This is a genomic window from Falsiroseomonas oleicola (assembly GCF_019029495.1).
In the GTDB taxonomy this organism is placed as follows: domain Bacteria; phylum Pseudomonadota; class Alphaproteobacteria; order Acetobacterales; family Acetobacteraceae; genus Falsiroseomonas; species Falsiroseomonas oleicola.
This window is the reverse complement of the sequence record NZ_JAERQM010000004.1, coordinates 251,927-277,529: the sequence shown is the minus strand read 5'-3', so window position 1 is coordinate 277,529 and position 25,603 is coordinate 251,927. Positions and strand designations below refer to the sequence as shown.

19 protein-coding genes are annotated in these 25,603 nt (G+C 68.1%); 18 read left to right on the top strand and 1 reads right to left on the bottom strand.

Annotated features, from left to right (window positions below; translation table 11 throughout):
- The first annotated feature begins 91 nt into the window (after window positions 1–91).
- The 18 genes from JJQ90_RS15170 to JJQ90_RS15085 all read left to right on the top strand — a co-directional run bounded on the left by JJQ90_RS15170 (window position 92) and on the right by JJQ90_RS15085 (window position 24,946).
- Window positions 92–838, top strand: a complete 747-nt coding sequence (locus JJQ90_RS15170; RefSeq protein ID WP_216876808.1) for an SDR family oxidoreductase — start codon at window positions 92–94, stop codon at window positions 836–838.
- A gap of 16 nt (window positions 839–854) precedes the next feature.
- Window positions 855–1,607, top strand: a complete 753-nt coding sequence (locus tag JJQ90_RS15165) for an SDR family NAD(P)-dependent oxidoreductase (protein ID WP_216876806.1) — start codon at window positions 855–857, stop codon at window positions 1,605–1,607.
- Between the two features lie 127 nt (window positions 1,608–1,734).
- The gene (locus JJQ90_RS15160; RefSeq protein WP_216876804.1) at window positions 1,735–2,679 is read left to right on the top strand and encodes a glucokinase; all 945 of its coding nucleotides are present in this window, start codon (window positions 1,735–1,737) and stop codon (window positions 2,677–2,679) included.
- Between the two features lie 126 nt (window positions 2,680–2,805).
- Entirely contained in the window at window positions 2,806–5,271 is a 2,466-nt protein-coding gene (locus JJQ90_RS15155) for a glycogen/starch/alpha-glucan phosphorylase (protein WP_216876802.1), read from the top strand.
- A 15-nt stretch (window positions 5,272–5,286) separates the two neighbouring features.
- Window positions 5,287–7,524, top strand: a complete 2,238-nt coding sequence (gene glgB / locus JJQ90_RS15150; protein WP_216876800.1) for a 1,4-alpha-glucan branching protein GlgB — start codon at window positions 5,287–5,289, stop codon at window positions 7,522–7,524.
- Window positions 7,508–8,779, top strand: a complete 1,272-nt coding sequence (glgC, locus tag JJQ90_RS15145; protein ID WP_216876798.1) for a glucose-1-phosphate adenylyltransferase — start codon at window positions 7,508–7,510, stop codon at window positions 8,777–8,779. The genes glgB and glgC overlap by 17 nt, the downstream gene beginning before the upstream one ends.
- Window positions 8,776–10,224: a glycogen synthase GlgA gene (gene glgA / locus JJQ90_RS15140; protein WP_216876796.1), complete on the top strand. Its 1,449-nt coding sequence runs from the start codon at window positions 8,776–8,778 to the stop codon at window positions 10,222–10,224. The genes glgC and glgA overlap by 4 nt, the downstream gene beginning before the upstream one ends.
- On the top strand, window positions 10,214–14,296 hold the full coding sequence (gene glgX / locus JJQ90_RS15135) for a glycogen debranching protein GlgX (protein ID WP_216876794.1): 4,083 nt from the start codon (window positions 10,214–10,216) through the stop codon (window positions 14,294–14,296). The genes glgA and glgX overlap by 11 nt, the downstream gene beginning before the upstream one ends.
- A 334-nt stretch (window positions 14,297–14,630) precedes the next feature.
- On the top strand, window positions 14,631–15,176 hold the full coding sequence (locus JJQ90_RS15130) for a cysteine dioxygenase family protein (protein ID WP_216876793.1): 546 nt from the start codon (window positions 14,631–14,633) through the stop codon (window positions 15,174–15,176).
- Window positions 15,177–15,644: 468 nt separating this feature from the next.
- A complete protein-coding gene (locus tag JJQ90_RS15125) occupies window positions 15,645–17,033 on the top strand; it encodes a tyrosine-type recombinase/integrase (RefSeq protein ID WP_216876792.1) in 1,389 nt (462 codons plus the stop codon).
- Entirely contained in the window at window positions 17,030–17,617 is a 588-nt protein-coding gene (locus JJQ90_RS15120; RefSeq protein WP_216876791.1) for a hypothetical protein, read from the top strand. Before JJQ90_RS15125 ends, JJQ90_RS15120 begins: the two co-directional genes overlap by 4 nt.
- 95 nt (window positions 17,618–17,712) lie before the next feature.
- Complete coding sequence (locus JJQ90_RS15115) at window positions 17,713–18,069, top strand: hypothetical protein (protein WP_216876790.1); 357 nt, start codon at window positions 17,713–17,715, stop codon at window positions 18,067–18,069.
- A 136-nt stretch (window positions 18,070–18,205) separates the two neighbouring features.
- Window positions 18,206–20,230: an AAA family ATPase gene (locus JJQ90_RS15110; RefSeq protein WP_216876789.1), complete on the top strand. Its 2,025-nt coding sequence runs from the start codon at window positions 18,206–18,208 to the stop codon at window positions 20,228–20,230.
- A 552-nt stretch (window positions 20,231–20,782) separates the two neighbouring features.
- Window positions 20,783–21,238 (top strand): hypothetical protein, encoded by a 456-nt coding sequence (locus JJQ90_RS15105; protein ID WP_216876788.1) that lies wholly within the window; start codon window positions 20,783–20,785, stop codon window positions 21,236–21,238.
- Between the two features lie 123 nt (window positions 21,239–21,361).
- Complete coding sequence (locus tag JJQ90_RS15100) at window positions 21,362–22,138, top strand: hypothetical protein (RefSeq protein WP_216876786.1); 777 nt, start codon at window positions 21,362–21,364, stop codon at window positions 22,136–22,138.
- Window positions 22,139–22,246: 108 nt separating this feature from the next.
- Window positions 22,247–22,756 carry a hypothetical protein gene (locus JJQ90_RS15095; RefSeq protein WP_216876784.1) on the top strand — a complete coding sequence of 170 codons (510 nt, stop codon included), beginning with the start codon at window positions 22,247–22,249 and terminating at the stop codon, window positions 22,754–22,756.
- Between the two features lie 282 nt (window positions 22,757–23,038).
- Window positions 23,039–23,722, top strand: coding sequence for a hypothetical protein (locus JJQ90_RS15090; protein WP_216876782.1), 684 nt, complete (start codon window positions 23,039–23,041; stop codon window positions 23,720–23,722).
- Between the two features lie 561 nt (window positions 23,723–24,283).
- Window positions 24,284–24,946: a hypothetical protein gene (locus JJQ90_RS15085; RefSeq protein WP_216876780.1), complete on the top strand. Its 663-nt coding sequence runs from the start codon at window positions 24,284–24,286 to the stop codon at window positions 24,944–24,946.
- Here the strand turns inward: JJQ90_RS15085 and JJQ90_RS15080 are convergent.
- Window positions 24,943–25,575 (bottom strand): super-infection exclusion protein B, encoded by a 633-nt coding sequence (locus tag JJQ90_RS15080; protein ID WP_216876778.1) that lies wholly within the window; start codon window positions 25,573–25,575, stop codon window positions 24,943–24,945. The genes JJQ90_RS15085 and JJQ90_RS15080 overlap by 4 nt on opposite strands.
- Between the last annotated feature and the right edge of the window lie 28 nt (window positions 25,576–25,603).

Sequence of the window (25,603 nt, the reverse complement as noted above, 5' to 3'; positions counted from 1 at the left end):
GGCCGCACATGGTTCTCCGGTGCCTCACGGGTGGACAGAACCCGCCCGGCCGCTCCACCCTGCCCATCCGATTGGCTGAGGGGGAACGCGAATGACACAGAAATACGCATTGGTGACGGGCGCAGGCTCCGGGGTGGGCCGCGCGGCCTCCCTCGCGCTGGCCGCCGATGGCTGGACCGTGGCCCTGCTCGGCCGGCGCCGCGATGCGCTGGAGGAGACGGCCGGGCTGTGCGAGGGGGGCAAGACCCTGGTGGTTCCCGCCGACGTGACCGAACCGGCCCAGATCGACGCCGCCTTCGCCACACTCGAGAAAGAGTTCGGGCGGCTGGACCTGCTGTTCAACAATGCCGGGAACAACGTGCCCGGTACGCCGTTCGAGGAGCTGACGGCCGAACAGTGGTTCAAGGTGGTGAATGTCAATCTCAACGGCGTGTTCCTCTGCGCCCATGCGGCCTTCCGCATGATGGCGAAGCAGTCGCCGATGGGCGGGCGCATCATCAACAACGGCTCGATCAGCGCCCATGCGCCGCGGCCGGGCAGCGCACCCTATACCGCCACCAAGCATGCGGTGACCGGGCTGACCAAGTCGATGAACCTGGATGGCCGCCGCTTCGACATCGCGGTCGGCCAGATCGACATCGGCAATGCCGCGACCCCGATGGCCGAGCGCATGGCCAAGGGCGTGCCGCAGGCGGATTGGACCATCAAGGCGGAGCCACTGATGAAGGTGGACCATGTCGGCCGCGCCGTGGCGCAGATGGCCGCCTGGCCGTTGGAGACCAATGTGCTGACCATGACCATCATGGCCAGCAAGATGCCCTTCGTCGGGCGGGGCTAGGGAGGAGGCGTCTGCAATGAACAAGCTGGACCTTCAGGGCCGCGTCGCCGTCGTCACCGGCGGCGCGCGCGGCATCGGGCTTGCCGTGGCGCGGCGCATGATCCAGTCGGGCGCCGCCGTCTCGATCTGGGACGCCGACCCGGCCAAGGCCGAGGAAAGCCGCGCCGCGCTGGCCGCCGATGGCGCCGTCTCCGCCCAGGTGCTGGACCTGACGGATGAACTGGCGGTGGCGGAGGCGGCGACCAAGACCGTCGCCGCCCATGGCAAGATCGACATCCTGGTCAACAATGCCGGCATCACCGGCGGCAACATGCCGGTCACCGAGATCCCCGCCGCGCAATGGCGCCGGGTGGTGGAGGTGAACCTGACCGCGCCCTTCCTGGTCTGCCAGGCGGTGGTGCCGCATCTGGTGGCGAATGGCTGGGGCCGCGTGGTCAATGTCGCCTCCGTGGCGGGCAAGGAGGGCAATCCGAACGCCGCGCATTACTCCGCCAGCAAGGCCGGGCTGATCGGCCTGACCAAGTCGCTGGCGAAGGAACTGGCGCAGAAGAACGTGCTGGTGAACTGCGTGACGCCGGCGGCCGCCAAGACCGACATCTTCAACCAGATGACGGAGGCGCATATCGCCTTCATGCTGTCCAAGATCCCGATGGGCCGCTTCGTGGAGGTGGAGGAGATCGCCGCCTTGATCTGCTGGCTGTCCTCGCCGGACTGTTCCTTCTCGACCGGCGCGGCCTTCGATATCAGCGGCGGGAGGGCAACCTTCTGACCTGCTTGATGGTAAAGTGCCACCCGCGGCCAGGCCGCTTTGGCCTGGCCGAGCGCCCGAACGGGCGCCGCCGCTTATGCGGCGAGCCAAGCGCGCGGAGCGCGCGCCCGGCACTTGAGGGCAGCATATGAGGGCGCTTCTGGCGGATATCGGGGGCACCAATGCCCGCTTCGCCCTGCTGGAGGCGGGGGCGGTCAGCGCGCCCTGCATCCTGCCGGTGGCGGGCTACCCGACCGCCGAGGATGCGATGGCGGAGGCGCTGCGGCGCCTGAAGCCCGCCGGCCGCATCGACCGCGCCGTGCTGGCCCTCGCCGGGCCGGTGCTGGAGGAACCGGTGCGTATGACCAATGCGGACTGGTCACTCTCCAGCACCGCCATCGCCGAACGCTTCGGCCTGTCGCGGGTGCGGCTGGTGAACGACTTCCTGGCGCTGGCCCATGCGCTGCCGCATCTGGCGCCCGCCGACCTGCATCGCATCGGCGGCGGCCAGGCGGTGGCGACTGCACCCATGCTGGTGCTCGGGCCGGGCACCGGGCTCGGCGCGGCCGGGCTGGTACCCTCCCCCACCGGGCCCATCGCGGTGCCGACCGAGGGCGGGCATATCGGCCTGGCGGCGGAGACGGCGCGGGAGGATGCGGTGATCGCCGGGCTGCGGGCGCGCTGCGGCCGTGCCGGGGCGGAACAGGCGCTGTCCGGCCGGGGGCTGGTGAACCTGCACGCCATCGTGGCGGCGCTGCAGGGCGCCGAGGTGCCGGAACGCGACCCGGCCGCGATCCTCGACGCGGCCGGCACCTGCCCGGTGGCGGCGGAGACGGTGACGCATTTCCTGGCCTTCCTGGCCGGCTTCGCCGGCGACATGGCGCTGGCCTGGGGCGCCCGCGGCGGCGTGTTCATCGCCGGCGGCATCCTGCCGCGCATGCTCCACCTGATGGATTCGCCGCGCTTCCGCGCGCAGTTCGAATCCAAGCCGCCGATGCGGCATTGGATGGCGGATGTGCCGCTGGCGGTGGTGACGCATCCCGCCCCGGCCTTCGCGGGCCTCGAGGCGCTGGCGCGCTTAACGGCGGATTGACCGGCCGCCCCGCACAACCTCGGGGCGATAACCGCCGCTTGTTTTTCATTTGGCGCCCCCATCAAATTGCTGCAAAGCAGCGAGGTGGCGATGCCGCGCGCCCGCCGACAAGGAGCCGAGAAGCCGATGGATACCCCCACCACCGCCACAGCGCCCGCCGCGAAGCTGGACGATGCGGCGGCGCTGCGCGAGACGATCCTGCACAAGCTGACCTACGATCTGGGCAAGAGCCGCCTTGGCGCGCGCGACCGCGACTGGTTCATCGCCACCTCGCTGGCGGTGCGGGACCGCATCGTCGATCGCTGGATCGACCTGACCCGCGCCACCTACCAGTCCGGCGCCAAGCAGGTATATTATTTGAGCCTGGAGTTCCTGATCGGCCGGCTGCTGCGGGACAATGTCAGCAACCTCGGCCTGATCGGCGCCATCCGCGACGCGCTGGAACCGCTGGGCGTGGACCCCGAGAAGCTGCGCATCGCGGAACCCGATGCGGCGCTGGGCAATGGCGGTCTCGGCCGGCTCGCGGCCTGCTTCATGGAGAGCATGGCCTCCCTCGCCATTCCGGCCTTCGGCTACGGCATCCGCTACGACCATGGCCTGTTCCGCCAGATCATCCGCGACGGCTGGCAGCACGAATTCCCCGAGGACTGGCTGAACTTCGGCAATCCCTGGGAATTCGCCCGGCCTGAGATTTCCCACACCATCGGCTTCGGCGGCATGGTGGAGGCGGTGAACGTCTCCGAGGCCAGCGTGAAGCATGTCTGGAAGCCGGGCGAGACGGTGCAGGCCGTCGCCTATGACATGCCCATCGTCGGCTGGCGCGGCGCGCATGTGAACACGCTGCGGCTGTGGTCCGCGCGGGCGACCGATGCGCTGAAGCTGGAGGCGTTCAACTCCGGCGACCATATCGGCGCGCTGTCGGAGAAGGTGAAGGCCGAGAGCATCTCCAAGCTGCTCTACCCGTCGGATGAAAGCCCGGCGGGGCAGGAGCTGCGGCTGCGCCAGGAATACTTCTTCTCCTCCGCCGCGTTGCAGGATCTCGTGCGGCGGCACATGCGCGTCTATGGCGACATCCGTTCCCTGCCCGACCGCGTTGCCATCCAGCTCAACGATACGCATCCGGCCATCGTGGTGGCGGAACTTTTGCGCATCCTGGTCGATCTACATGACATCGCATGGGACGAGGCCTGGGACATCACGCGCCGCACGATCAGCTACACCAACCACACGCTGCTGCCCGAAGCGCTGGAAAGCTGGCCCGTGCCGCTGATGGAACGTCTGCTGCCCCGCCACATGCAGTTGATCTACCTCATCAACGCCTTCCACCTGGATGAGGTGCGCGGCAAGAATCCGGAGGATGGCCGGCTGCTGTCTTCCGTCTCCCTGATCGAGGAAGGCCATGGCCGTCGCGTGCGCATGGGCCATCTCGCCGTGGTGGGTTCGCACAAGGTCAATGGCGTGTCGGCGCTGCATTCGGACCTGCTGAAGCAGACCATCTTCGCCGATTTCCACCACCTGTTCCCCGGGCGGCTGACCAACAAGACCAATGGCATCACCTTCCGCCGCTGGCTCCAGCAGTGCAATCCGGGCCTGACCGGGCTGCTGATGGAGGCCTGCGGGGCGGAGGTGCTGGACAACCCGCGGGCGCTGGAGAAGCTGCGTCCCCTGGCGACCGATGCGGCCTTCCAGCAGAAATTTGCCGCGGCGAAACGCGCCAACAAGCAGGCACTCGCCAATCTGGTGCGCGACCAGTACCAGTTGAAGATCGACCCCGATGCGCTGTTCGACGTGCAGATCAAGCGCATCCACGAATACAAGCGCCAGCTTCTGAACGTGGTGGAAGCCGTGGCGCTGTATGACGAAATCCGCAGCCAGCCGACCAAAAGCTGGACACCGCGCGTCAAGATCTTCGCCGGCAAGGCGGCCAGCAGCTACCACCGTGCCAAGCTCATCATCAAGCTGGCGCATGACGTGGCCCGCGTGGTGAACAGCGACCCCACGGTGCGCAACCTGCTGAAGGTGGTGTTCCTGCCGAACTACAACGTCTCGCTGGCGGAGATGATCGTGCCGGCCGCCGACCTGTCGGAGCAGATCAGCACCGCGGGCATGGAGGCCTCGGGCACCGGCAACATGAAGCTGGCGCTGAACGGCGCGCTGACCATCGGCACGCTGGACGGCGCCAATGTCGAGATCAAGGAACATGTCGGCGACGACAACATCTTCATCTTCGGCCTGACGACGGAGGAGGTGGCGAAGCACCGCGCCGAGGGTATCCAGGGTGCGGCAGCGATCGCCAGGTCGCGGCGGCTGAAGGAGGCGCTGGAGCAGATCGAGGCCGGTGTCTTCTCCCCGGACGATCCGACGCGCTACCGCGACCTCGTCGCCTCCCTCCGCGGGTCCGACTACTTCCTCGTGAGTGCGGATTTCGACAGCTACTACGACGCCCAGCGCAAGGTCGACGAGCGCTGGCGCGACCCCAAGGCATGGTGGAAATCCGCCGTGCTGAACACCGCCAACATGGCCTGGTTCTCCTCCGACCGCACCATCGCGGAATATGCGGATGAGATCTGGAACGTGCCCGTGAAACGATGAAGAGGTGAAGCGCCCATGATGGAAGCCTGGCGCATGCCGCAGGCCGAGCTGGAGGCGCTGCGCAATGCCCGGCAGGGCGATCCCTTCGCCTGGCTGGGACCACATCCGGTGCAGGGCGGGCTGGTGCTGCGCGCCTTCGTGCCCGATGCAACGCGGCTGGAGGTGCTGCCCGCCACCGGCGGCGCCCCCCTGCCGCTGCAACAGCGCGACGCGGATGGCATCTTCGAGGGCTTCCTGCCCGGCCGCGCCTTGCCCTTCGCCTATCGCCTGCGCGCCGCCAATGCGGGCGGCGAGTGGGAGCTGGAAGACCCCTTCCGCTTCGGCCCCACCCTCGGTGCGCTGGACGACCATCTGCTGGTCGAGGGCACGCATCACAAGCTGCATGAACGGCTCGGCGCGCATGTCGTGCGGCATGAGGGCATGCCGGGCACCCGCTTCGCCGTCTGGGCGCCGAATGCCAAGCGGGTCTCCGTCGTCGGCGACTTCAACGCCTGGGACGGCCGCCGCCACCCGATGCGCAAGCGCGTCGATAGCGGGCTGTGGGAGATCTTCGTGCCCGGCCTCGGTGCCGGCGCGGCCTACAAGTATGAAATTCTGGGCGCCGATGGGCAGGTGCAGCCGCTGAAGGCCGACCCCTTCGGCCGCGCCGCACAGCTACGGCCGGCCACCGCTTCCCTCGTGCTGGGCGACGACGCCTTCGACTGGAAGGATGCGGCCTATCTGGCCCAGCGCGGCGCGAAGCAGTCACCGGGCGCGCCGGTCTCGATCTATGAGGTGCATGCGCCGTCCTGGCGGCGGCATCCGGATGGGCGCTTCTATTCCTGGGACGAGCTGATCACGGCTTTGGTGCCCTATGTCGCCTGGATGGGCTTCACCCATATCGAGCTGATGCCGGTGATGGAGCATCCGCTGGATGAAAGCTGGGGCTACCAGCCGATCGGGCTGCACGCGCCCACCGCGCGCATGGGCGACCCGGCGGGCCTCAAGCGCTTCATCCAGGCCTGCCACGACCAGGACCTCGGCGTGATCCTGGACTGGGTGCCGGCGCATTTCCCGCAGGACCGGCACGGGCTGATCCGCTTCGACGGCCATGCGCTGTACGAACACCCCGACCCCAAGCGCGGCTTCCACAAGGGCTGGGGCACGGCGACCTTCGACTTCGGAAGGCGGGAGGTGGCGGGCTTCCTCGCCTCCAACGCGCTGTACTGGACGCAGGAATTCCATGCCGATGGGCTGCGCGTCGATGCCGTCTCCACCATGGTGCATCTCGACCACGGCCGCGCCCCGGGTGACTGGGTGCCCAACGACGAAGGCGGCACCGAGAACCATGAGGCGGTGGCCTTCCTGCGCCAGGTGAACGCCCTGGTGGCGGAACAGGCGCCGGGTGCGGCGGTGTTCGCGGAGGAGGCGACCTCCTGGCCCGGCGTCACCCATCCGGCCGAGGAAGGCGGGCTCGGCTTCCAGTTCAAGTGGAACATGGGCTGGATGAACGACACGCTGCGCTACATCGCCATGGATCCGCTGCATCGCCGCTGGCACCACAACCTGGTGACCTTCGGCATGATGTATGCGTTCTCCGAGAACTTCGTGCTGCCGATCAGCCATGACGAGGTTGTCCACGGCAAGGGCTCCGTGCTCGGCCGGCTGCCGGGCGATGACTGGCAGCGCTTCGCGACGCTGCGCGCCTATTACGGTTTCATGTGGGGCCATCCCGGCAAGAAGCTGCTGTTCATGGGCTGCGAGATCGCGCAATGGCGCGAATGGTCCGAGGCGCGGGAGCTGGACTGGTGGCTGCTGCAGTTCCCGCCGCACCAGGGCGCGCAGGCGCTGATCCGCGAGCTGAACAGGCTGCATCGTGACCTTCCCGCCCTGCATGCGGGCGATTCGAATCATGAGGGTTTTCAGTGGATCGACGCGGATGACGCCGAGAATTCGGTGTTTTCCTGGCTGCGGATGGACGGGGAAGGTGGTCCGCCCGTCGCCGTGTTGTGCAACCTCACGCCCGTTCCGCGGTTACATCATCGCTTCGGCCTGCCAGAGGCGGGTGTGTGGCGCGAGGTACTGAACACCGATGCCCATGGCTTCGGTGGGTCCGGCATGGGCAATCTGGGGCAGGTCGTGGCGGAGGATGTGCCGCTGCACGGGCTTCCGGCCTCCGCCGTGGTGGTTCTGCCGCCGCTTGCCACCATCTATCTGATGCTGGACCGTGACGAGAATGGATCAAGGGGAGAAGACCATGCCGAACAGCCGTAGCCAGGCCTCCGCGCCGCTGGCCCGCACTGCCATGGCCTTCGTGCTCGCTGGCGGTCGCGGGTCACGGCTGATGGAGCTGACGGATCGCCGCGCCAAGCCGGCGGTGTTCTTTGGCGGCAAGTCGCGCATTATCGACTTCGCGCTTTCGAATGCCATCAATTCCGGCATCCGCCGCATCGGCGTCGCCACGCAGTACAAGGCGCACAGCCTGATCCGCCACCTGCAGCGCGGCTGGAATTTCATGCGGCAGGAGCGGAACGAGAGCTTCGACATCCTGCCCGCCAGCCAGCGCGGCGATGGCCAGAACTGGTATCTCGGCACCGCCGACGCGGTCTACCAGAACATCGACATCATCGAGGATCTGGCGCCGCGCCACATGGTCATCCTGGCCGGCGACCATGTCTACAAGCAGGATTACGAGTTCATGCTGCAGCAGCATGTCGAATCCGGCGCCGATGTGACGGTGGGCTGCATCGCCGTGCCGCGCATGGAGGCGACGGCCTTCGGTGTGATGCATGTCGACAAGGATGCCCGCATCGTCGCCTTCCTGGAAAAGCCGAAGGACCCGCCGGGCATTCCGGGGCGCGAGGACCTCGCCCTCGCCTCCATGGGCATCTACGTCTTCGAAACCAAATTCCTGTTCGACCAGCTGCGCCGTGACGCGGCCGATCCGGACAGCCAGCGCGACTTCGGCCACAACATCATCCCCTACCTGGTCAAGCACGGTAAGGCGGTGGCGCATCGCTTCGAACGCTCCTGCGTCCGCTCCTCGGCGGAGGCCACGCCCTATTGGCGCGATGCCGGCACCATCGATGCCTATTGGGAAGCCAATATCGACCTGACGGATGTGGTGCCGGAGCTCGACCTGTTCGACCGCGACTGGCCGATCTGGACCCATGCGGAGGTCGTGCCGCCGGCCAAGTTCGTGCATGACGCGGATGGACGGCGGGGGGAGGCGATTTCCTCCCTCGTCTCCGGCGGCTGCATCGTCTCCGGCGGCATGGCCCGGCGGTCCCTGCTCTGCACCGGCGTGCATCTGCATTCCTACACCAAGGTGGAGGGTGGCGTGCTGCTGCCCTATGTCGATGTCGCCCGCGGTGCGCGGCTGACCAATGTGGTGGTCGATCGCGGTGTGCGGATCCCGGAGGGCATGGTGATCGGCGAGGACCCGATCGAGGACGCCAAGCGCTTCCGCCGCAGTGAGAAGGGCATCTGCCTGGTGACGCAGGCCATGCTGGACAAGCTGACCGCATGAGCCTCCGCGTTCTCTCCGTCGCCTCCGAATGCGTGCCGCTGGTGAAGACCGGCGGGCTCGCCGATGTGGTCGGCGCGCTGCCGGCGGCGCTGGCGGCGGAAGGGGTTCGCGTGACCACGCTGCTGCCGGGCTATCCGGCGGTGATGGCGGCAATGGGCAATGGCAGGGCGCTGCGGCGGATCGATGACCTGTTCGGCGGACCGGCGCGGCTGCAGCGCGGCGAGGTGGCGGGGATGGACATCATCGCCATCGATGCGCCGCATCTCTTCGCCCGCCCGGGCAACCCCTATCTCTCGCCGCAAGGCGGGGAATGGGCGGATAACGGCGTGCGCTTCGCGGCGCTGGGCGCGGTGGCCGCGCTGGTCGCCACGGGCGGCATCCGCAACCTGAACTTCGACCTGGTGCATGCGCATGACTGGCAGGCGGGCCTCGCCCCGGCCTATCTGCGCTTCGCGGCGAAGCGCGTGCCTTCGGTCTTCACGGTCCACAACCTGGCCTTCCAGGGCAAGTTCCCGCTCGCCTTGTTCCCGCTGCTCGGCCTGCCGCCGCAGGCCCTGTCGGTGGAGGGGGTGGAGTATTTCGGCACCACCGGCTTCCTGAAGGCCGGCCTCTGGTATGCCGACCGCATCACCACCGTCTCCCCCACCTATGCCGCGGAAATCCGCACGCCGGAGATGGGCATGGGGCTGGATGGGCTGCTGCGCGGCCGGGCGGAGAGTGTCTCCGGCATCCTGAACGGCATCGACGAGGCGGCCTGGGACCCTTCCAGGGACAAGCTGCTGCCCGCCAATTTCAGCGCCACCGATGTGAAGCCGCGGGCGGTGAACAAGGCCGCGCTGCAGCGCCGGCTGGGGCTGGAGGAGGATCCGGAGGCGCTGCTGTTCGGCTTCGTCGGAAGGCTGACCTGGCAGAAGGGCGTGGACCTGATTCTCGGTGCGCTCGGCACCATGCTGGGCCAGGGCGCGCAGCTTGCCATCCTCGGCACCGGCGATGCCGAGTTGGAACATGCGGCGCGCGGCGCCGCCTGGGCCAATCCCGGCCGGGTCGGGCATGAGATCGGCTATGACGAGGCCCTGGCGCGACAGATCTATGGCGGCGCCGATGTGGTGCTGGTGCCGAGCCGCTTCGAACCCTGCGGCCTCGCCCAACTCTGCGCGCTCCGCTACGGCGCGCTGCCGCTGGTCGCCCATGTCGGCGGGCTGTCGGACAGCGTGATTGATGCCAATGAGATGGCGCTGGCCGAGGGCCAGGGCACCGGCGTGCATTTCTCCCCGGTGAGCCAGGAAATGCTCCAGGCCGCGGTGCTGCGCATGGCGGCGCTGTGGCGCGACCGACCGCTGTTCCAGAAGCTTCAGGCCAATGCGCTGCGCTGCGACGTCTCCTGGCGTCGCTCCGCCAGCCGCTACGCCGCGCTCTACCGCGACGCGATTTCGCATGCGGCTTGAGGCGGCGCCCGGGCGGGCGGAACCGCTTGGCGCGCGGCTGGATTCGGCGGGGGCGAACTTCGCCTTCCCGGCACCGGGGGCCAGTGCGGTGTTCCTGTGCCTGTTCGATGCGCAGGACCGGGAGGTGGCGCGCCTTCGCCTGCCCGGCCGCAACGGGGATGTGCATCACGGCCATGTCGCCGGCCTGACGGAAGGCCAGCGCTATGGGCTGCGCGTCGAAGGGCCGTTCGAGCCCTGGCACGGCCATCGCTTCAACCCGCAGAAACTGCTGGTCGATCCCTGGGCGCGCGCGCTCGACCGGCCCTTCGCCCTGCATCCGGCGCTGTTCGACACGGGCGATGCGCCGGAGGGGACGGACAGCGCGCCCTTCCTGCCCAAGGCGATCCTCACCGCCTCCCTGCCCGCCTCCCCTGGTCACGCGCCCAGGGGCCCGCAGGTGATCTACGAACTGCATGTGCGGGGCTTCTCGCGGCTGAACCCTGCGGTGCCCGAGGCGCTGCGCGGCACCTTTGCCGGCCTCGGCCATGCGGCCAGCATCGCGCATCTGAAGCGCCTCGGCGTGACGATGGTGGAGTTGCTGCCGGCGGCCGCCTGGGTGGATGAGCGGCATCTGCCGCCGCTCGGGCTGAGCAATTACTGGGGCTACAATCCCGTCGCGTTGCTCGCGCCCGATCCGCGCCTGGCGCCGGGTGGCATGGCGGAGGTGCGCGCCGCCATCGCCGCGCTGCATGAGGCGGGCATCGCCGTGGTGCAGGATGTGGTCTTCAACCATACCGGCGAATGCGACGAGTTCGGCCCGACCCTGTCGCTGAAGGGCTTGGGCAATGCCGCCTTCCACCGGCTGATCCCCGGCGATGCGCGGCGCTATGTGAACGATGCCGGCACCGGCAATACCCTGGCGCTGGACCGGCCCTGGCCGCTGCGGCTGGTGATGGATGCCTTCCGGCATTGGGCGGAACAGGCGGGGCTGGACGGCTTCCGGCTCGACCTCGCCACCACCCTGGCCCGGCGCGATACCGGCTTCGACGGCGATGCGCCGCTGATCCAGGCGATGCGCCAGGACCCGGTGCTGCGCGAGTTGCTCATCATCGCGGAGCCCTGGGATATCGGGCCGGAGGGCTACCAGCTCGGCCGCTTCCCACCCGGCTGGGGTGAATGGAACGACCGCTTCCGGGATGATGTGCGGCGCTTCTGGCGTGGCGATGCCGGGCGCGTCGGCGCGCTGGCCGCGAGGCTGGCGGGCTCGGCGGATATCTTCCCGGGCCGCGCCCTGTCCGACAGCGTGAACTACGTGACGGCGCATGACGGTTTTTCGCTCGCCGACCTCGTCAGCCATTCCGAAAAGCACAACCTCGCGAATGGCGAGGACAACCGGGACGGCACCACGGACAACATCTCGTGGAACAATGGCGCGGAGGGGTCGAGCGACGACCCCGCCATCCGCGCCCGCCGCCAGGGCGATATCCGCGCTTTGCTGGCAACCCTGCTGCTGGCGCGCGGCACGCCGATGCTGGCGATGGGCGACGAGGCCGGGCGCAGCCAAAGCGGCAACAACAACGCCTATGCCCAGGACAATGCGATTGGCTGGTTCGACTGGGCCAGCGCCGATCAGGGGCTGGTCGATTTCACCGCCAGGCTGATCGCCGCCCGCAAGGCGCATCCCGCCTTGCATGATGCCGCGCCGCTGACCGGCACCGCTTCCGGCGGCCTGCCCGACGTCGCATGGCTGCGCCCCGATGGCGCGGCGATGGCGGAGGCTGACTGGCACGACGCGGAAAACCGCGCGCTGCTCGCGTTGCTGCACAAGGATGGCGATCGCTGCCTGCTGGCGCTGAATGCCGGGCCGGCGCGGCCGCTGGCCCTGCCGGCGCCGCGCCCCGGCCATCGCTGGACCCTGCTCGCCGACAGCGCCGATCCAACTCGGAAAGACCTGCCGACCGAATTGCCCGCGCGTGCCGTGCTGCTGCTCGCCGAGGAACGGGCCGCGCCGCTGGCCCAAAGTGATGCGGCGCTGCTCGCCCGCCTGGCCGGCGCCGCCGGAATCGACACGCATTGGTACGCCATTTCCGGTGAGCGGACGGAGGTGCCGGCCGACACGCTGCGCGGCCTGCTGGATGCGCTGGGCCTGCCGGCCCGCAATGCCGCGGCGATCCGCGACAGCCTGGCGACGCTCTCCACCATCCCGCCGCTGCCCGGCGCCTTCAGCCATCGTGGCACGGCGCCCGTGCTGCTGCCGATGCCGCTGGCCGACCGGCCGGTGATGCTGCGCATCGCCTGCGAGGATGGCAGCACCCAGCGTCTGGCCATCCCGCCGGAGGCCGGCACGACCGAACGGCTGCTGCTGCCCGATGGCCGCACCGCCGCCCGGCGCCTCGTCGCTTTGCCCAGCCTGCCGATCGGCCGCCACCTGATCTTCGACGAGGCCGCGCCGGAAGCCGCCTGCCACCTGGCCATCGCCCCCACCACCTGCCACCTGCCGCCGATCCTGGCGGGTGGCGGCCGGGTCTTCGGCGTGGCGGCGCAGATCTACGGCCTACGCGGGGCACAGGACCAGGGCATCGGCGATTTCTCGGCGGTGGCCGAATATGCCCGGATGGCGCAGGACCAGGGCGCCGCCTTCCTCGGCCTCAGCCCGCCGCATGCGCTGTTCCCCACCGACCGCAGCCGCGCCAGCCCCTACCACCCCTCCGACCGCCGCTTCCTCGACCCGATTTTTGTGGATGTCATGGCGCTGCCGGTGATGGCCGATCATGAGGCGGTGCATGCGGCGCTGGCGGCGGCGGAGCCGGTGTTCCAGCGTCTGTCGCAGCGGACATCCGTGGATCACGACGCCGTCTGGCAGGCCAAGCGCGCCGTGCTGCGCGCGGCCTGGGACGCCCTGCCGAAGGACCATCCAGCCTTCGCCGCCTTCCGCCAGGAAGGTGGGCTGGCGCTGGACCAGTTCTGCGCCTTCGCCGCCCTGGCCGAGCGGATCGGCCACAGCGATTCACGCCGCTGGCCGGAAGGCCTGCGCCATGGCGATGATTCCGGCCTGACCGCCTTCCAGGCGGAGGCCGCCGACGCCATCGGCTTCGCCGCCTTCCAACAGTGGCTGGCCGATGCCCAGCTTTCCGAGGCCGGGCAGGCCGGGGCCGGGCTGTATCGCGACCTTGCCGTGGGTGCCGCGCCGGACGGCGCCGAGATCTGGTCCGGCGACAGCCGCTTCCTGCCCGGCTTCTCGGTGGGCGCGCCACCCGACCCCTTCGCCGCCGAGGGTCAGGTCTGGGGCCTGCCGCCACCCGATCCGTGCCACGGCACGGCGGAGGGCCATGCCCCCTTCGCGCGGCTGATCCGCGCCAATATGCGCCACGCCGCCGCGCTGCGGGTGGACCATGTGCTGGGCATGCGCCGCCTGTTCCTGGTGCCGGAGGGCGCCAAGGGGTCGGAGGGCACCTATCTCGCCCAGCCCTTCGAGGCGCTGCTCGGCCAATTGGCGCTGGAAAGCCATCACGCCGGCTGCCTGGTGGTGGGCGAGGATCTCGGCACCGTGCCCCCGGGCATCGGGGAGGCGCTGCGCGCCGCCGATGTGCTGTCCTATCGCGTGCTGTGGTTCGAACGGCGGGGCCGTGCCTTCACCCCGCCCGAGGCCTGGCCGGCCCGCGCCGCCGCCTGCGTCTCCACCCACGACCTGGCGACGCTGGCCGGGTTCTGGGTGGGCGCCGACCTGGTGGAACGCGAATCGCTGGGCCTGCTGGCGGAACCCGAGTCCGCCCGCGCCGAACGCGCCGCCGACCGCGCCGCGCTGCTGGAGGCGCTGGCGGCGCATGGGCTCCTGCCGGAGGATGCGACGGCCGATGGCCCGCTGGACGACGCCCTGGCGGCTGCCATCCATGCCCTGGTGGCGATGACGCCCTCCGCCCTGCTGCTGGTGCAGGCGGAGGATCTGGCCGGGGAGACGGAGGCGGTGAACCTGCCCGGCACGGACCGGGAGCGTCCGAACTGGCGCCGCCGCCTGCCCCTGCCCGCAGGTCCGCTGGCGGCCCTGCCCCGCGCGCAGGCGATCCTGGCAGAACTGCGCCGCCTGCGCGGCTGATCGGTGCGCGACCGCCAGGCCGGGCGCGCTACGCCCCGATGGAGATCACCCGGCGTATCTCGGCGGGCGGCGCTCCGGCAGCACCGGCGGTCGTTCCCGAACTTGCCGAGGCAGCAGAGCCGCTGCCGTGCAGGTCCTGAGGGCCACCGGGGAAGGGCGCCGAAGGTTGATGCGCCGCGTCTGGATGCTGGACGATGGTCCGCCGAGGCAAATCAGCAGCAAGAAGGCGCCGACGATGGTGCATTTTTCCCCTCGAACGAAGAGGCGGAGCATGGTTATGCTGCGCCCATGAAGCGCGGGCCACTCAGAACGCGCATGGCCGAGGAGCGATGGGATGCTTGACCTGGACCGGTTCGCCGACGACTGCCGAGCGGCACTGGCTGAGGATCGAGGCGGGCACCGGGCGGTGCGCGAAGTCGTCGCACGCACGGTGGCCGATCCCAATGCCGTTCTCGCCACGCTCGGCGAGCCGAAGCGGGCTGGCGTGCATAAGCTCTACCATTCGCCCGACCTGACCATCCTGAACCTGGTCTGGGGGCCGAAGATGACGCTCATGCCGCACGACCACCGCATGTGGGCGGTGATCGGCATCTACACGGGCCGCGAGGACAACATCTTCTGGCGACGGCTGGAGGGCGGAAAGGTGGAGGCTGCTGGCGCGAAGGCGCTTGGGGTTGGCGACTGCACGGTGCTCGGCCGCGATATCATTCACTCGGTGACCAACCCGATCCCACGCCTGACGGGCGCGCTTCACGTCTACGGCGGCGATTTCTTCGCCATGGAGCGGAGTGAGTGGGACCCTGAATCACTGGCCGAGAGGCGGTACGACGTGGAGAAGAACATGCGGCTGTTCGAGGAGGCGAACGCAGCCCTTCGCTGAACGCGCAGCATCGGCGGCCGGGCGATGGATGCGCCCGGCCTGCCCGCTGCAAAAGAAGAGGCACGGCCCGGGCGGCTCCTCGCGCGACGATGGAGCCGCTCTGCTGATGCCGGCGCTTCGCGTGGCCAATACGCTCGCAGTCGGCACTGCGGCGCGAGCTGATCCGAATGTCAGGGATGATGAGATATGCAGCCCAACCACGGCGCTGATCGATACAGCGCGTGATCGGCCGGAGAAACATAAGGGCGACCCGGGCGGGGTTCGCTCTTGTGTTCGGAAATGGCGTCCCCTAGGGGATTCGAACCCCTGTTACCGCCGTGAGAGGGGCATGTCTTACTGTCTAAGACTGTATATACATGGCAAAAATCCCCCATAATCCGCCATTTTCTCATCCCGTTTTCCGCCGTTGACGTGGCTTCATGTTGGTTAGATACTGTCTGCGTATCTGTCTGACAGGGCAAGACGGGCATGGCACGCAAGACCGAAGATGCGGCGATCACGACGCGGAAGGACCGGGCCGGCCTCGCGCCCCGCCCCGGCAATCCCTATTGGCGCAGCCTCGGCCGTGGCGAGGCGCTGGGCTACCGGAAGCCCGAGACAGGCGGCGGCGTGTGGGTTGCCCGGTTGCAGAACGACAAGGGGAACTACCGGAAGGCCGTCATCGGCGCTGCCGACGATGCCGAACCATGCGCGACGCCCGGCCTCACCGTCATGGACTTCGGCAAGGCCAGCCGCGCCGCCCATGCCTGGGGCGAACAGCAGCGGAAGGTGGACAGCGGCGAGGCGGCGAGCGCCGCCAAGGCTGCCGCCAAGCCCCTGACCGTCGCCGATGCCATTGAAAGCTACTTCGCCGCCTATGCCCGTGGCCGGACGCGGGGCGGTGGAAAGGGCGCGGATCACGCGATGATGGCGGCGAAGGCACACATCCTGCCCAAGCTGGGCAGCACGCCCCTGGCAAAGCTGACCAATGCGAAGATCACCGCATGGCACGATGCCCTTGCCGACGCGCCGCCTCGCGTCCGCAGTGCGAAGGGAAAGAGCAAGGCGCGCGAAGTTGACATGGATGATGAGGACGTGAAGCGACGCCGCCGCGCATCGGCGAACCGCGTCCTGACCATCCTCAAGGCCGCGCTCAACTACGCCAAGGCGAAGATGGACTATCCGGGGGAAGACACGTGGCGGCACGTGAAACCGTTCGGGAAGGTGGATGCGCCGAAGATCGACTACCTCACCCCTGACGAAATCACCCGCTTCTGCAACGCATGCCCGGCTGACTTCCGCCAGCTTGTCACGGGGGCACTGCTGACCGGCGCGCGATATGGCGAGCTTGCCGCGATGCGCGTGGATGCCTTCGATCCGAACGCGAGCATGATCCACATCCCGCGCAGCAAGAGCGGGAAGGCCCGTCATATCGCGCTGAACGACGAAGGTGTTGCCTTCTTCGAACGGCTGACGGCAGGGCAGCCCGGCAAGGCGCACATGTTCACTCACTTGGTCATGACCAAGCAGGCGACGCGCGACGCCGCCGCCGTGTTCGAGCGCGCCCCGTGGGGCAAGTCGCAACAGGCCCGCCTCATGGCGGCGGCGTGCAAGGCGGCGAGGCTCGGCCGCCTCATTTCCTTCCACATCCTGCGGCACACACACGCTTCGCTCATGGTGCAGCGCGGTGCGGAACTCACCGTCATCGCGGAGCAGCTGGGCCACGCCGATACGCGGGTGACGCATCGGAACTACGCGCACCTTGGCCCGAGCTACGTGAAGGACAGGGTGCGCGCCACGCTGCCCAACATGGGCATCGGCGCAGCCGTGGCGGACAACGTGACGCCGCTGCGGCCGGCGAAGGCATCGGGCGCATGACCTTCACCGCCGATGATGCGCGCGGATGGCTTGCGACCGGCGGCGTGACAGGCGCCGGCACCGCAGATTGCGAAGCCGTGGCTGATCTCCTGAACGCATGGAAGAAGGGGCAGGACGCCCTTTCAGAACTTGACGACATGAACGCCAAGACGAAACTCGCGTTCGATGAGGCCCGCCGCGCCGTGACGACGCTGCGCCGCGAACTTCCAACCGTCCTTGCGCACTTCATGGCCGTCCATCAGACCGGCTCTCTGTTGGGCGGCGATCCCGCCGATATCGTAGCCGAGGGGAAGAAGGTGGCGAACCTTCTCGCAGCGGTGCATGCGGCAGATGTGCGCTGGCCAGAAGTGCCCTTCGTGACCGATTGGCACAATCTGGCGGGCGTGCTGTTGCTGGAATACCAGCGCATCACAGGGAAGGGCAGCACGTCAAAGAACGGCCGAGCCGTTCGCTTCATCCAAGAGGCCCTGTGCGCCGTAGGGGAGGACGTCAGCCTCAGCGCCATCGAAAGCGCCTTTGATGCCCGCAATGGCAAGCCGCCTGCACCCTTCGCAGAGATTGCCGCCCGCAAACGCCATCACTGAGCTTGCGGGCGGACAGCCATGCGCACCGCCGCCATCCTGTCTATCGGCACGGAGCCGGGGGCAAGCCCCGACAAGCCAAGATAGGAGATGCGCAAGTGAGCAAGGCTCGCCTTCTGACCACGACCGCCGACGCTGGGCAGCAGCAGCAGCAGCAGCAGCAGCAGCAGCAAGGCGCCGTAGCCATCGTGAACCCCTATGCCGGACGGTTCATCCCGCTTCCGAAGAACGGGGAACGCTGCCCCATCACGAACCTGTGCCGCGCCAGCCTCTACAACTACGCGGCTCGCGGGCACCTTCGCCTTGTGAAGATCGGCAGCCGCGTCCTGTTGGACGGGGAGCACGCCTTCGCATGGCTGGCGTCGCAGCCCTCGCTTGAAGTGAAGCGCATCCTTCCCGAGACGGCAGCGCGCACCCATGGCGACAGGCCGCAGTCCGCGACGCGCGCCGCCTGACGAAACCGCCGGCTCCCGCCACGTGGCGAGGATCGGCGGCGCCGCTCCCTGTCTCTCGCCCGGAACCCGAGACGATAGGCGCGCGTCACTGGCGCCGCGACGGTGAGTGCTGGCCCGAACTGTGAGGGCTGCGGCCGTGTCGAAAGTTGAAGCAGCCGTTGCCTGGGCGCGGCGGGGCTACCGGGTCTTTCCTGTGCATCCGGACGAAGTTGGCAGGGAGGGCAATGCGCGCCGTGCGAAGAAGCCGATGTGGGAGGGATGGACTTCCTGGGCATCTTCGGATGAAGCGACGATCCGCTCTTGGTGGGGTGCGAACGAGTTCAACATCGGTGTCCTGACAACCGATCTCGTGGTTGTCGATATCGACATGAAGCGCGACCGCGACGGCATGGCGTCGTGGTTCGCACTGTATGGCGGCTTCGATACCCTGACGGTGCGCACGCCCTCCGGCGGGCTGCATCTCTACTACATGGGCGCGAATGTCGCGTTGAACCAAGGCGCGCTTGGCGCCGGCCTCGATATCCGAAGCCATCATGGCTACGTGCTCGCGCCCGGCAGCACGATTGATGGCGTGCCCTATCGTGTCGAGATTGACCAGCCGTTGGCGCATGCGCCGCGCGAAGTCGTGTCGTGCTGCAAGCCGCCGGGCGAGCGCGCGGCGAACGCGCAAGAGATGTTGGTTGATGAGGATGACGCGCGCGCCGTGGCACTCGCGGTTCAGGCCATCGCGGCGACGCCTCCGGCCATCGAAGGGGAGCGCAGCGAAGCAGCCTATAAGCTGGCGTGCAAGGTCCGCGACTTTGGTATCTCGGAAGTCATGTGCCGCAGCCTCATGGCTGCATGGGGCGCCGCCTCCAATGTCGTCGGCGATGATCTTCATAGGCGGATCGGGAACGCCTATGCCTACGCGCAGAACGCCAGTGGGGCGAAGCACCCGGACGTATTGTTCAGCGGGATCACTGTGCCGCCCGCGCCCGATCTGGTGCCGCCCGAAGCTGTCGCGGCCGAACGGGGCGCCTTTGTTGCCCGTGGTGTCCGCCTGCTGTCGCCTGCGGATTGCGCGGACGTGCCGCCCGCCGGCTATGTCGTCAAGCACATGATCGCACCCCGGCAGCATTGCTGCATCTTCGGACTGCCCGGCGCGGGCAAGTCGGTCCTGGCGCCGCATCTGGCCTACGCTGTGGCGCAAGGGCGGCCCGTGTTCGGGCAGCGGACGAAGGCCGGGCCTGTGCTCTACGTCTGCGGCGAAGACGAAACCGGAATGCAACGCCGCATCACGGCACTGCGCGAGCGTCACGGAGACGCGCCGAACTTCCGGCTGGTGGTGGGCTTGCCGTCCCTTCTCGACCCCGCCAGCGGGGGCTTGGCGGCCCTGCAACATATTGTCGAGGAACACCGCCCTGTCTTGATCGTGGTGGACACGCTGGCGGCCGTCTTCCCTGGCCTACAAGAGAACGAACCTGCCGCCATGGGCGGCGCCGTTGCCGCCCTGCGATCTCTCACACGCCACGGGGCGGCAGTCGTCACGGTGCATCATTCCTCGAAAACCGGAGACACCCCGCGCGGGCATAGCGTGTTGAATGGCGATCTGGACTTCTCGGTTCGCGTCGTGAAGGACGACAGCGCGGACGGCCTCGTTGTTGGGCACATGCAGAAGAACCGCCTCGCGCCGTGCGACAGCAGCACTATCGCGTTCCGCATCGAAGGCGCGCCCCTCGGGCGCGACGAAGATGGCGACCTGATCTCCGCGCCCGTATGCACTCCCAGGACCGAAGAAGAAGCGCGCGCCGACAGGAAGGCGAACCTGACGAAGCAGGAAGCCGCCGCCGAGGCGATCATTGTCGAGATGGGCGGGCAGGAACGCGAAGTGCCTATGGACGAATTGATGCTGCGCGCATGCGAGTTCAGCGCCATCAACAAGACCAAGGACGACGCGAACCGAAAGCTTCGCGTGAAGGAAGTCATCAAGCGGCTTCACGACAAAAAGCGCATCTGGATCGGCAAGGCGGGCGGCGTCGAAACCGTCAGATACATGGGCCATGGATACGAGCGCATGGGCGACAAGCCGAAGCCGTGGGAGCCGCCGGCCAACCTGTTCCTGCCCGGTGTCGTGCTGCCCCCGCCCGCGCACGTGCCTTCTATGGCTGAGATGCTGTCCTGAAATCCATGGCAGGGCGTAGCTGCACGTTTTGTCCGAATACCCCTCTCACTCCCCGATCCCCAATCCCCCTCACCCCCGAAACCAGGGTTTTCGGGGATGAGAGAGATCGGGTTGGCGATCCCTTGGGATCACAGTGGGATCGGACTGAGATCGGAGATTGGACATAACGTCGCAAAGCATAGGTGGACGCAATGCCCACACAAGTCCGCCATAACAGAGCCCCGACATAATGTATAATTCGCTGCTCAATGTCCTATGAGGCGGCTTAGGGAAAATAAATATTTCTGTATCAATGGACATCAGTGCGTGCAGATAGACAATAAGACGCGCACAGACCTCGAAATTGCTCGATTATGCCGCCTGCTAAGGCGCTAGTTCTTCTTGACGCGCTCTTATTTATTCGTATTTCATCGGCTTCATGATCGCATTCGACCACCATTCACGGCCTTCGCCCCCGGCGGCTCCCGTGCCCTCTCGGCATTCGGGACTGCCGGCGCGCCCCGCCGTGATGGGCCAACAGCCGGGGCGCAGCGCCCGGCGGGAGGTAGCGCCGTGACCTATCCGCCCCCTCCGGTGCCGATGCCGGACGCTGCGCCGATCCCTGCGGCGCCTCGGAAGCGCGGGCGCCCGCCGGGCGCGAAGAACGTGGCCACCAAGATCGCGGAGGCGGCTGCGCGTGCCGCCTTGGATGGCATCACGCCCGATGGCGGCCCGGCCAGCGCAACCGCCCTGACGCTGCTGCAAACGCTGTATCGAGACGCACGCCTTCCTATCGAAGTGCGCATGCGGGCGGCTGCGCTGGCGGCACCGCTGGAAAGCCCCAAGCCGGCCACGACGCCCGCGCCTCCGAAGCACTTGGCGGACTTGGCGCGTCGCCTTGACGAAGCCTGGGCACGCACCGGCCGGGCGCAGGCTGCGCCTGCCGACCCCGATGAAGCCGAAGCACCCATCGTTGAAGACGCGAAGGCGGCTGCGGATCGGGCATGGCTGCGGGAGCTTTTGTCGTGATCCGCGCCTGTATCTGTCCTGCAAACTGTCTGTCTTGGCCATTCGATGCCGCCAGCGCACCAAACCATCGAACAATATAGATTTTTCGAAACCGCGTTATCGCCCTGATACGGAGGTATGCCCATGACCGACACTGTTCCGACCATCGCGACGGCCGCCACCACGGCAGCGGAGGAAGATGCGGAAATCGTCGCCTTCATCGCCAAGCACCGCGAGCGGGCGGCAGAACTTCGCGACAGGCTCACCGCCGAGCCGATCAATGCACTCGGGCGCCGGAAGCTGCGCGCCGATATCGCCGAGGCCGAGGCCGCGATTGAGGATGGCGAGGAAGCCCGCGCCGCGCTCCGGCCTCGCCTGGACGCGGAACGCGCCGAGGCAGCCTATCAGCGCGCCCGCGATGTCCATGAAGCCGCACTCCGCGACGTGGAAGCCATCGCGGCGCAGGCGCAGCGCATCGGGGAAGTGGCGCAATGGCTGGCCGGCGCCATTGCGACCACCGCCGCGAATATCGAGCGCGTCGCCCATGTCGCGAACTTGCCGCACGAGATGATCTTGCCGGGTGCCCAGCGGTTCGCCGAACACATCGTCGGGCGCTTAGTGCATGCGGGCGTGCTGGAAGTTGATCTTCCATGGCACCTACAGGCACAGGCTGGCGAATACGTCCCCGGCATCGGCAGGACCGAGGCGCGCACCACGGAACAGCTTCTTGCAACGGACATGGGCGACGCGGTGCAAACCCTCGCACTCGCGGTGAAGGCGCATGCGCCGCGCTCGCCCATGCAGCACGCCAACGCCATGGCGGAGCGGGAAGCGCGGCGCCAGCGGGAGGCGGACGAACTGCGGAAGCCCCTGCCCAAGCTGCCGGCGCCGCCGCCTGTCGAGTTCCGTTCGGCACGATGAAGCTGCGCGGCGCGCCGTGCCGTCCGGCGCGCTGTCGCGGAGGCCCCGCCCGTCCGGAACCGGGCGGGGCTGCGTGCGGCGCAATCCATTCTCCGGAGGGTCAAGCCAATGTCCTACTTCCATCGCCAGCGTGTGCCGCAGGATGACTTGGCGCAGATGTTCGAACGGATGCAGCCGCGCAGTCAGGATGCCGCCCGGCACTTCCTGCTTGACGGCATCATGCAGCTATTCGAGGCGGTTTCGGTGATGCGCATGAAGATGGACGCCATGCCTCATGCGCGCCTGTCCGACATCGGCGCAGCATCGGCAGTGCGCGAAGCCTACGTTGCCATCAACGCCGCAGCGCGCGACTACAACGCGATGTGCCAGCGGGCAGCGGACTACCAGCGCACTCCCGGCCTTCCTGCCGACTGGATCAGGTGGGCTGGTGATCGGCTCCGCGAAGCGCATCATCACATCATCGAAGCGCAGGCGCGTTGCGCGCGCGTCGCCGGCATCCCGAGCCTGCCGCCCGGCCCGCCGAACATACTGGACAGGCTCGCCCCACCGGCCCGCCAGCACGCTCCGGCGGCATCTGGTCAGGGCGATATGCGGTCCCTGGCGGATATGCTTCGGTGAACGGCACCACGCACGGCACGCGCCGCCCGCACCGCGCCACGGGACAGCCGCGCGGGCGCCCGCGCGGCGCCACCGGCACAGTGGGTTGGCGAACGCGGCATTGGCTCATTTGCTTCGGACTTCACGAAGCGATGCGCCTCCCACCGGCCGGCGCAAAGACGGCAGCCGCGCTGCAACGCGCCATCGCGGCCGGCATCGCGCCAGAACTTCCGCGCGGGAATGCGCGCACCGGTCGGCCGCGTGGACGGCCGCCCAAGTCCTGCATCATGGAGGGGCAACCCGATGTCCGATGATCTTCCGAGCCTCGCCGCGCGGCTCTACCCGACGCACGGCTCGGCTCCCGCGCCTTCCGCGTCCGCAGCGGCGGCAGCCGAGCCGCGCCAGTCCGTCGCCGATCCTGCCGCCGGCCACGCGCCCGGCGCTGCGAAGCCGGCGGCGCCGGGCGAACCTTGGAGCCGGTGGGGAAGCGAGCGCCCCGACGCGCTGCCGGCGCAGCCCAAGGGCGTGCCGCCGGAGCCTCCGGCAATCGAGGGGGCTGCCCGGCTCTACGCGGCGCCGATCCGCGCCGAGGATGCGCAGCGGATCATGGACGTTCCGTCCAATGAGGCCGAGGCGGACGCCATGGGGTTTCGTGTGGACGATGCTGCCAAGGCAGAACGTCGCGAAGCTGCCGGTGCAATGGCAGAGGCGCAGCTATCGAGCGCCGAAGCATCGGCGGCATGGGCGTGGGGGCAGCGCGCCGCCCATCCCAGCTACCAGCCGCCGACGCGGGAAGCCGGCGAGGCGGCGCTCAAGGCAACCTGGGGGAAGGACTACGCGGCAAACCTCGCCACGGCACAGGCGTTCATGAAGGCGCTCTACGCTCGCAGCCCGGCCATCCGCGACCACGTGACCAGCACCGGCCTATCGAACGATCCGGCCTTCGTCCAAGCGGTGTTCGCGGCGGCGCGGCGACGCGCACGGTAGCTGCCTCTCGCTTCGCGGGGGCGCTGCGGCGCGCATCCGCTCCGCGTGCCGTGCCGCTTGCTGCGCCTCGCCCGGCCCGGCACCGGCCCGGCCGTGCTGCCCGCGCGCGGCGCCCGACCACCCTCCCCCTCGATCTGCCGCGACCCCACCCCTGGGGGCCGGCGACCACCCGCCCGCCTTTCTGCACAGACAGCACTCGCAAGTCTTGATGCCGTGTGCAGGGCATTCCCTGCCCCACCACGTCCACAGTGGACGAAATGCACGAAGCGCCCGGCCCGCCACCCGCCATCGCCAAGCCTGGTTGGACAAAATGGCGCGGTGCATGTGGCGTGTATTCTGGCCCGGATACTCGGCGCGCCCATCCCGCACGCCAGCCCCACCACGCCCTTGCTGCAAAAATTGCGCAATGTCCGAAGGCACTATCCTATCCCGCCTGACACCTCGGGGCGTTGCCACGTCGCCGAGCCGCACGAGGTGTTACCTCGATACGGGGGGCGGCCATCGTGTCTGACTGGCACCCCTCGCACGTGCTACACTTTCCGCACACGTATCGGAGTGGACATGCCGACTTGGCTTACTACGCTTCTGTCCTTCGCTGGCGCCCTGGTGACGCTGTTTATCGGCCTCGTCGGCTGGCGCATTCAGTTGATTGGCAAGCGCCGCACCGAACTCGCCGAAGAAGCCCTTCTCGCCGTCGCGCAGGCGGTGGATGCAGTGAAGGCCATTCGCAGCCCTGCCACGTGGTCGCATGAGCAAGAAGCGGTGCGGAAGGAAGCCGGCAACGCGGTAGATCAGAAGGTGCCGGGCGAGGTGTATCGTGTGACGCTGTGGCGCATCGGCGAGAATCGCGAGAAGTTCAACGCGCTGCGCAAGCTGCAACTTCTGTGTCGCTACCACTTCGGCGACGACGCCGCCCGCCCCTTCGACAAACTTCATGCGCAGGTTCATCACGTCGCACTCGCAGCGAACATGGCCGCAGCAACGGCCCGAGATGAGCCGGAGAATCTTGTATCTTTGCGCCGTGAGATGAAGTGGGAGGCGGCCATATGGGAAGGCTATGGGCAGCCCGATGACGTGGCAGACAAGGTGGATGCCGCTCAGCGCGACCTTGAAGCGATCCTCGCGCCGCACCTGCGCGCCGATGCCGCCTTGCTGCCCATCGCGGGAGGCTGGCGCCGGGTTGCAGCTAGGCTGGCGTTCTGGCGGAAATCGGCCCGGAGCTAGATTCGCCAGCGTTCATCGCGCGGGGTGTGTTCTACACCACGGTAAGGCGCCATCTGCGTTTCCATGATGCTGTTCGCAATCCAGAGTGCTTCGTCGCGGTCAAGATGGCCGAGCGTATCGGGATGCTGTTCGAGATAGGCTTGCGCCGTGTCCGTCAGTTCGTGCGCCGCATAGCCGTCGCGCCGGAGTATCATCACTGGGCCGCGAAGGTGCGCGATGACCTTCTTGTATCGGAGGCCGCGCACGACGGGGTGGTTGCTCTGCACTGTGATCGGGTGGAAGGCTGTCGAAGGGAACATTGACACAAGCGCGGCCTCTTCCTTCGTCAGCCCGCGCAACACCTCGCCCATCTCGGCGACTTCGCGCGCCTGCTTCCGCGCGGCTGCGATGCGCCGCGCGCCGGCACCGAATAGGCTGATGACGGCCATCGCCCCGCGCACAAACAGTCCCGACAGGCCGACGATAAACGCGGCCCAAATCCAACCCCGATTCTGTTCGATCACACTGGCAGCGCCGGGCGGCGTCATAGACGCAGGGAAGTAGAGAAGCGCGGCGCTTGCGAAGGCGATGAACAGAAGAACGCGCACGTCGCCGATGATGCCGAGTGCGGTGTCGAATGCGTCCTTCATGCCGTCACGGCCGCCAAGCTACAGACAC

Coding starts and splice junctions, on each gene's coding strand:
- JJQ90_RS15125 (WP_216876792.1), top strand. CDS start 15,645: ATGGCACGCAAGACCGAAGATGCGGCGATCACGACGCGGAAGGACCGG.
- JJQ90_RS15165 (WP_216876806.1), top strand. CDS start 855: ATGAACAAGCTGGACCTTCAGGGCCGCGTCGCCGTCGTCACCGGCGGC.
- JJQ90_RS15085 (WP_216876780.1), top strand. CDS start 24,284: ATGCCGACTTGGCTTACTACGCTTCTGTCCTTCGCTGGCGCCCTGGTG.
- JJQ90_RS15100 (WP_216876786.1), top strand. CDS start 21,362: ATGACCGACACTGTTCCGACCATCGCGACGGCCGCCACCACGGCAGCG.
- JJQ90_RS15155 (WP_216876802.1), top strand. CDS start 2,806: ATGGATACCCCCACCACCGCCACAGCGCCCGCCGCGAAGCTGGACGAT.
- JJQ90_RS15080 (WP_216876778.1), bottom strand. CDS start 25,575: ATGAAGGACGCATTCGACACCGCACTCGGCATCATCGGCGACGTGCGC.
- JJQ90_RS15095 (WP_216876784.1), top strand. CDS start 22,247: ATGTCCTACTTCCATCGCCAGCGTGTGCCGCAGGATGACTTGGCGCAG.
- glgX (WP_216876794.1), top strand. CDS start 10,214: ATGCGGCTTGAGGCGGCGCCCGGGCGGGCGGAACCGCTTGGCGCGCGG.
- JJQ90_RS15090 (WP_216876782.1), top strand. CDS start 23,039: ATGTCCGATGATCTTCCGAGCCTCGCCGCGCGGCTCTACCCGACGCAC.
- glgB (WP_216876800.1), top strand. CDS start 5,287: ATGATGGAAGCCTGGCGCATGCCGCAGGCCGAGCTGGAGGCGCTGCGC.
- JJQ90_RS15120 (WP_216876791.1), top strand. CDS start 17,030: ATGACCTTCACCGCCGATGATGCGCGCGGATGGCTTGCGACCGGCGGC.
- glgC (WP_216876798.1), top strand. CDS start 7,508: ATGCCGAACAGCCGTAGCCAGGCCTCCGCGCCGCTGGCCCGCACTGCC.
- JJQ90_RS15160 (WP_216876804.1), top strand. CDS start 1,735: ATGAGGGCGCTTCTGGCGGATATCGGGGGCACCAATGCCCGCTTCGCC.
- glgA (WP_216876796.1), top strand. CDS start 8,776: ATGAGCCTCCGCGTTCTCTCCGTCGCCTCCGAATGCGTGCCGCTGGTG.
- JJQ90_RS15170 (WP_216876808.1), top strand. CDS start 92: ATGACACAGAAATACGCATTGGTGACGGGCGCAGGCTCCGGGGTGGGC.
- JJQ90_RS15130 (WP_216876793.1), top strand. CDS start 14,631: ATGCTTGACCTGGACCGGTTCGCCGACGACTGCCGAGCGGCACTGGCT.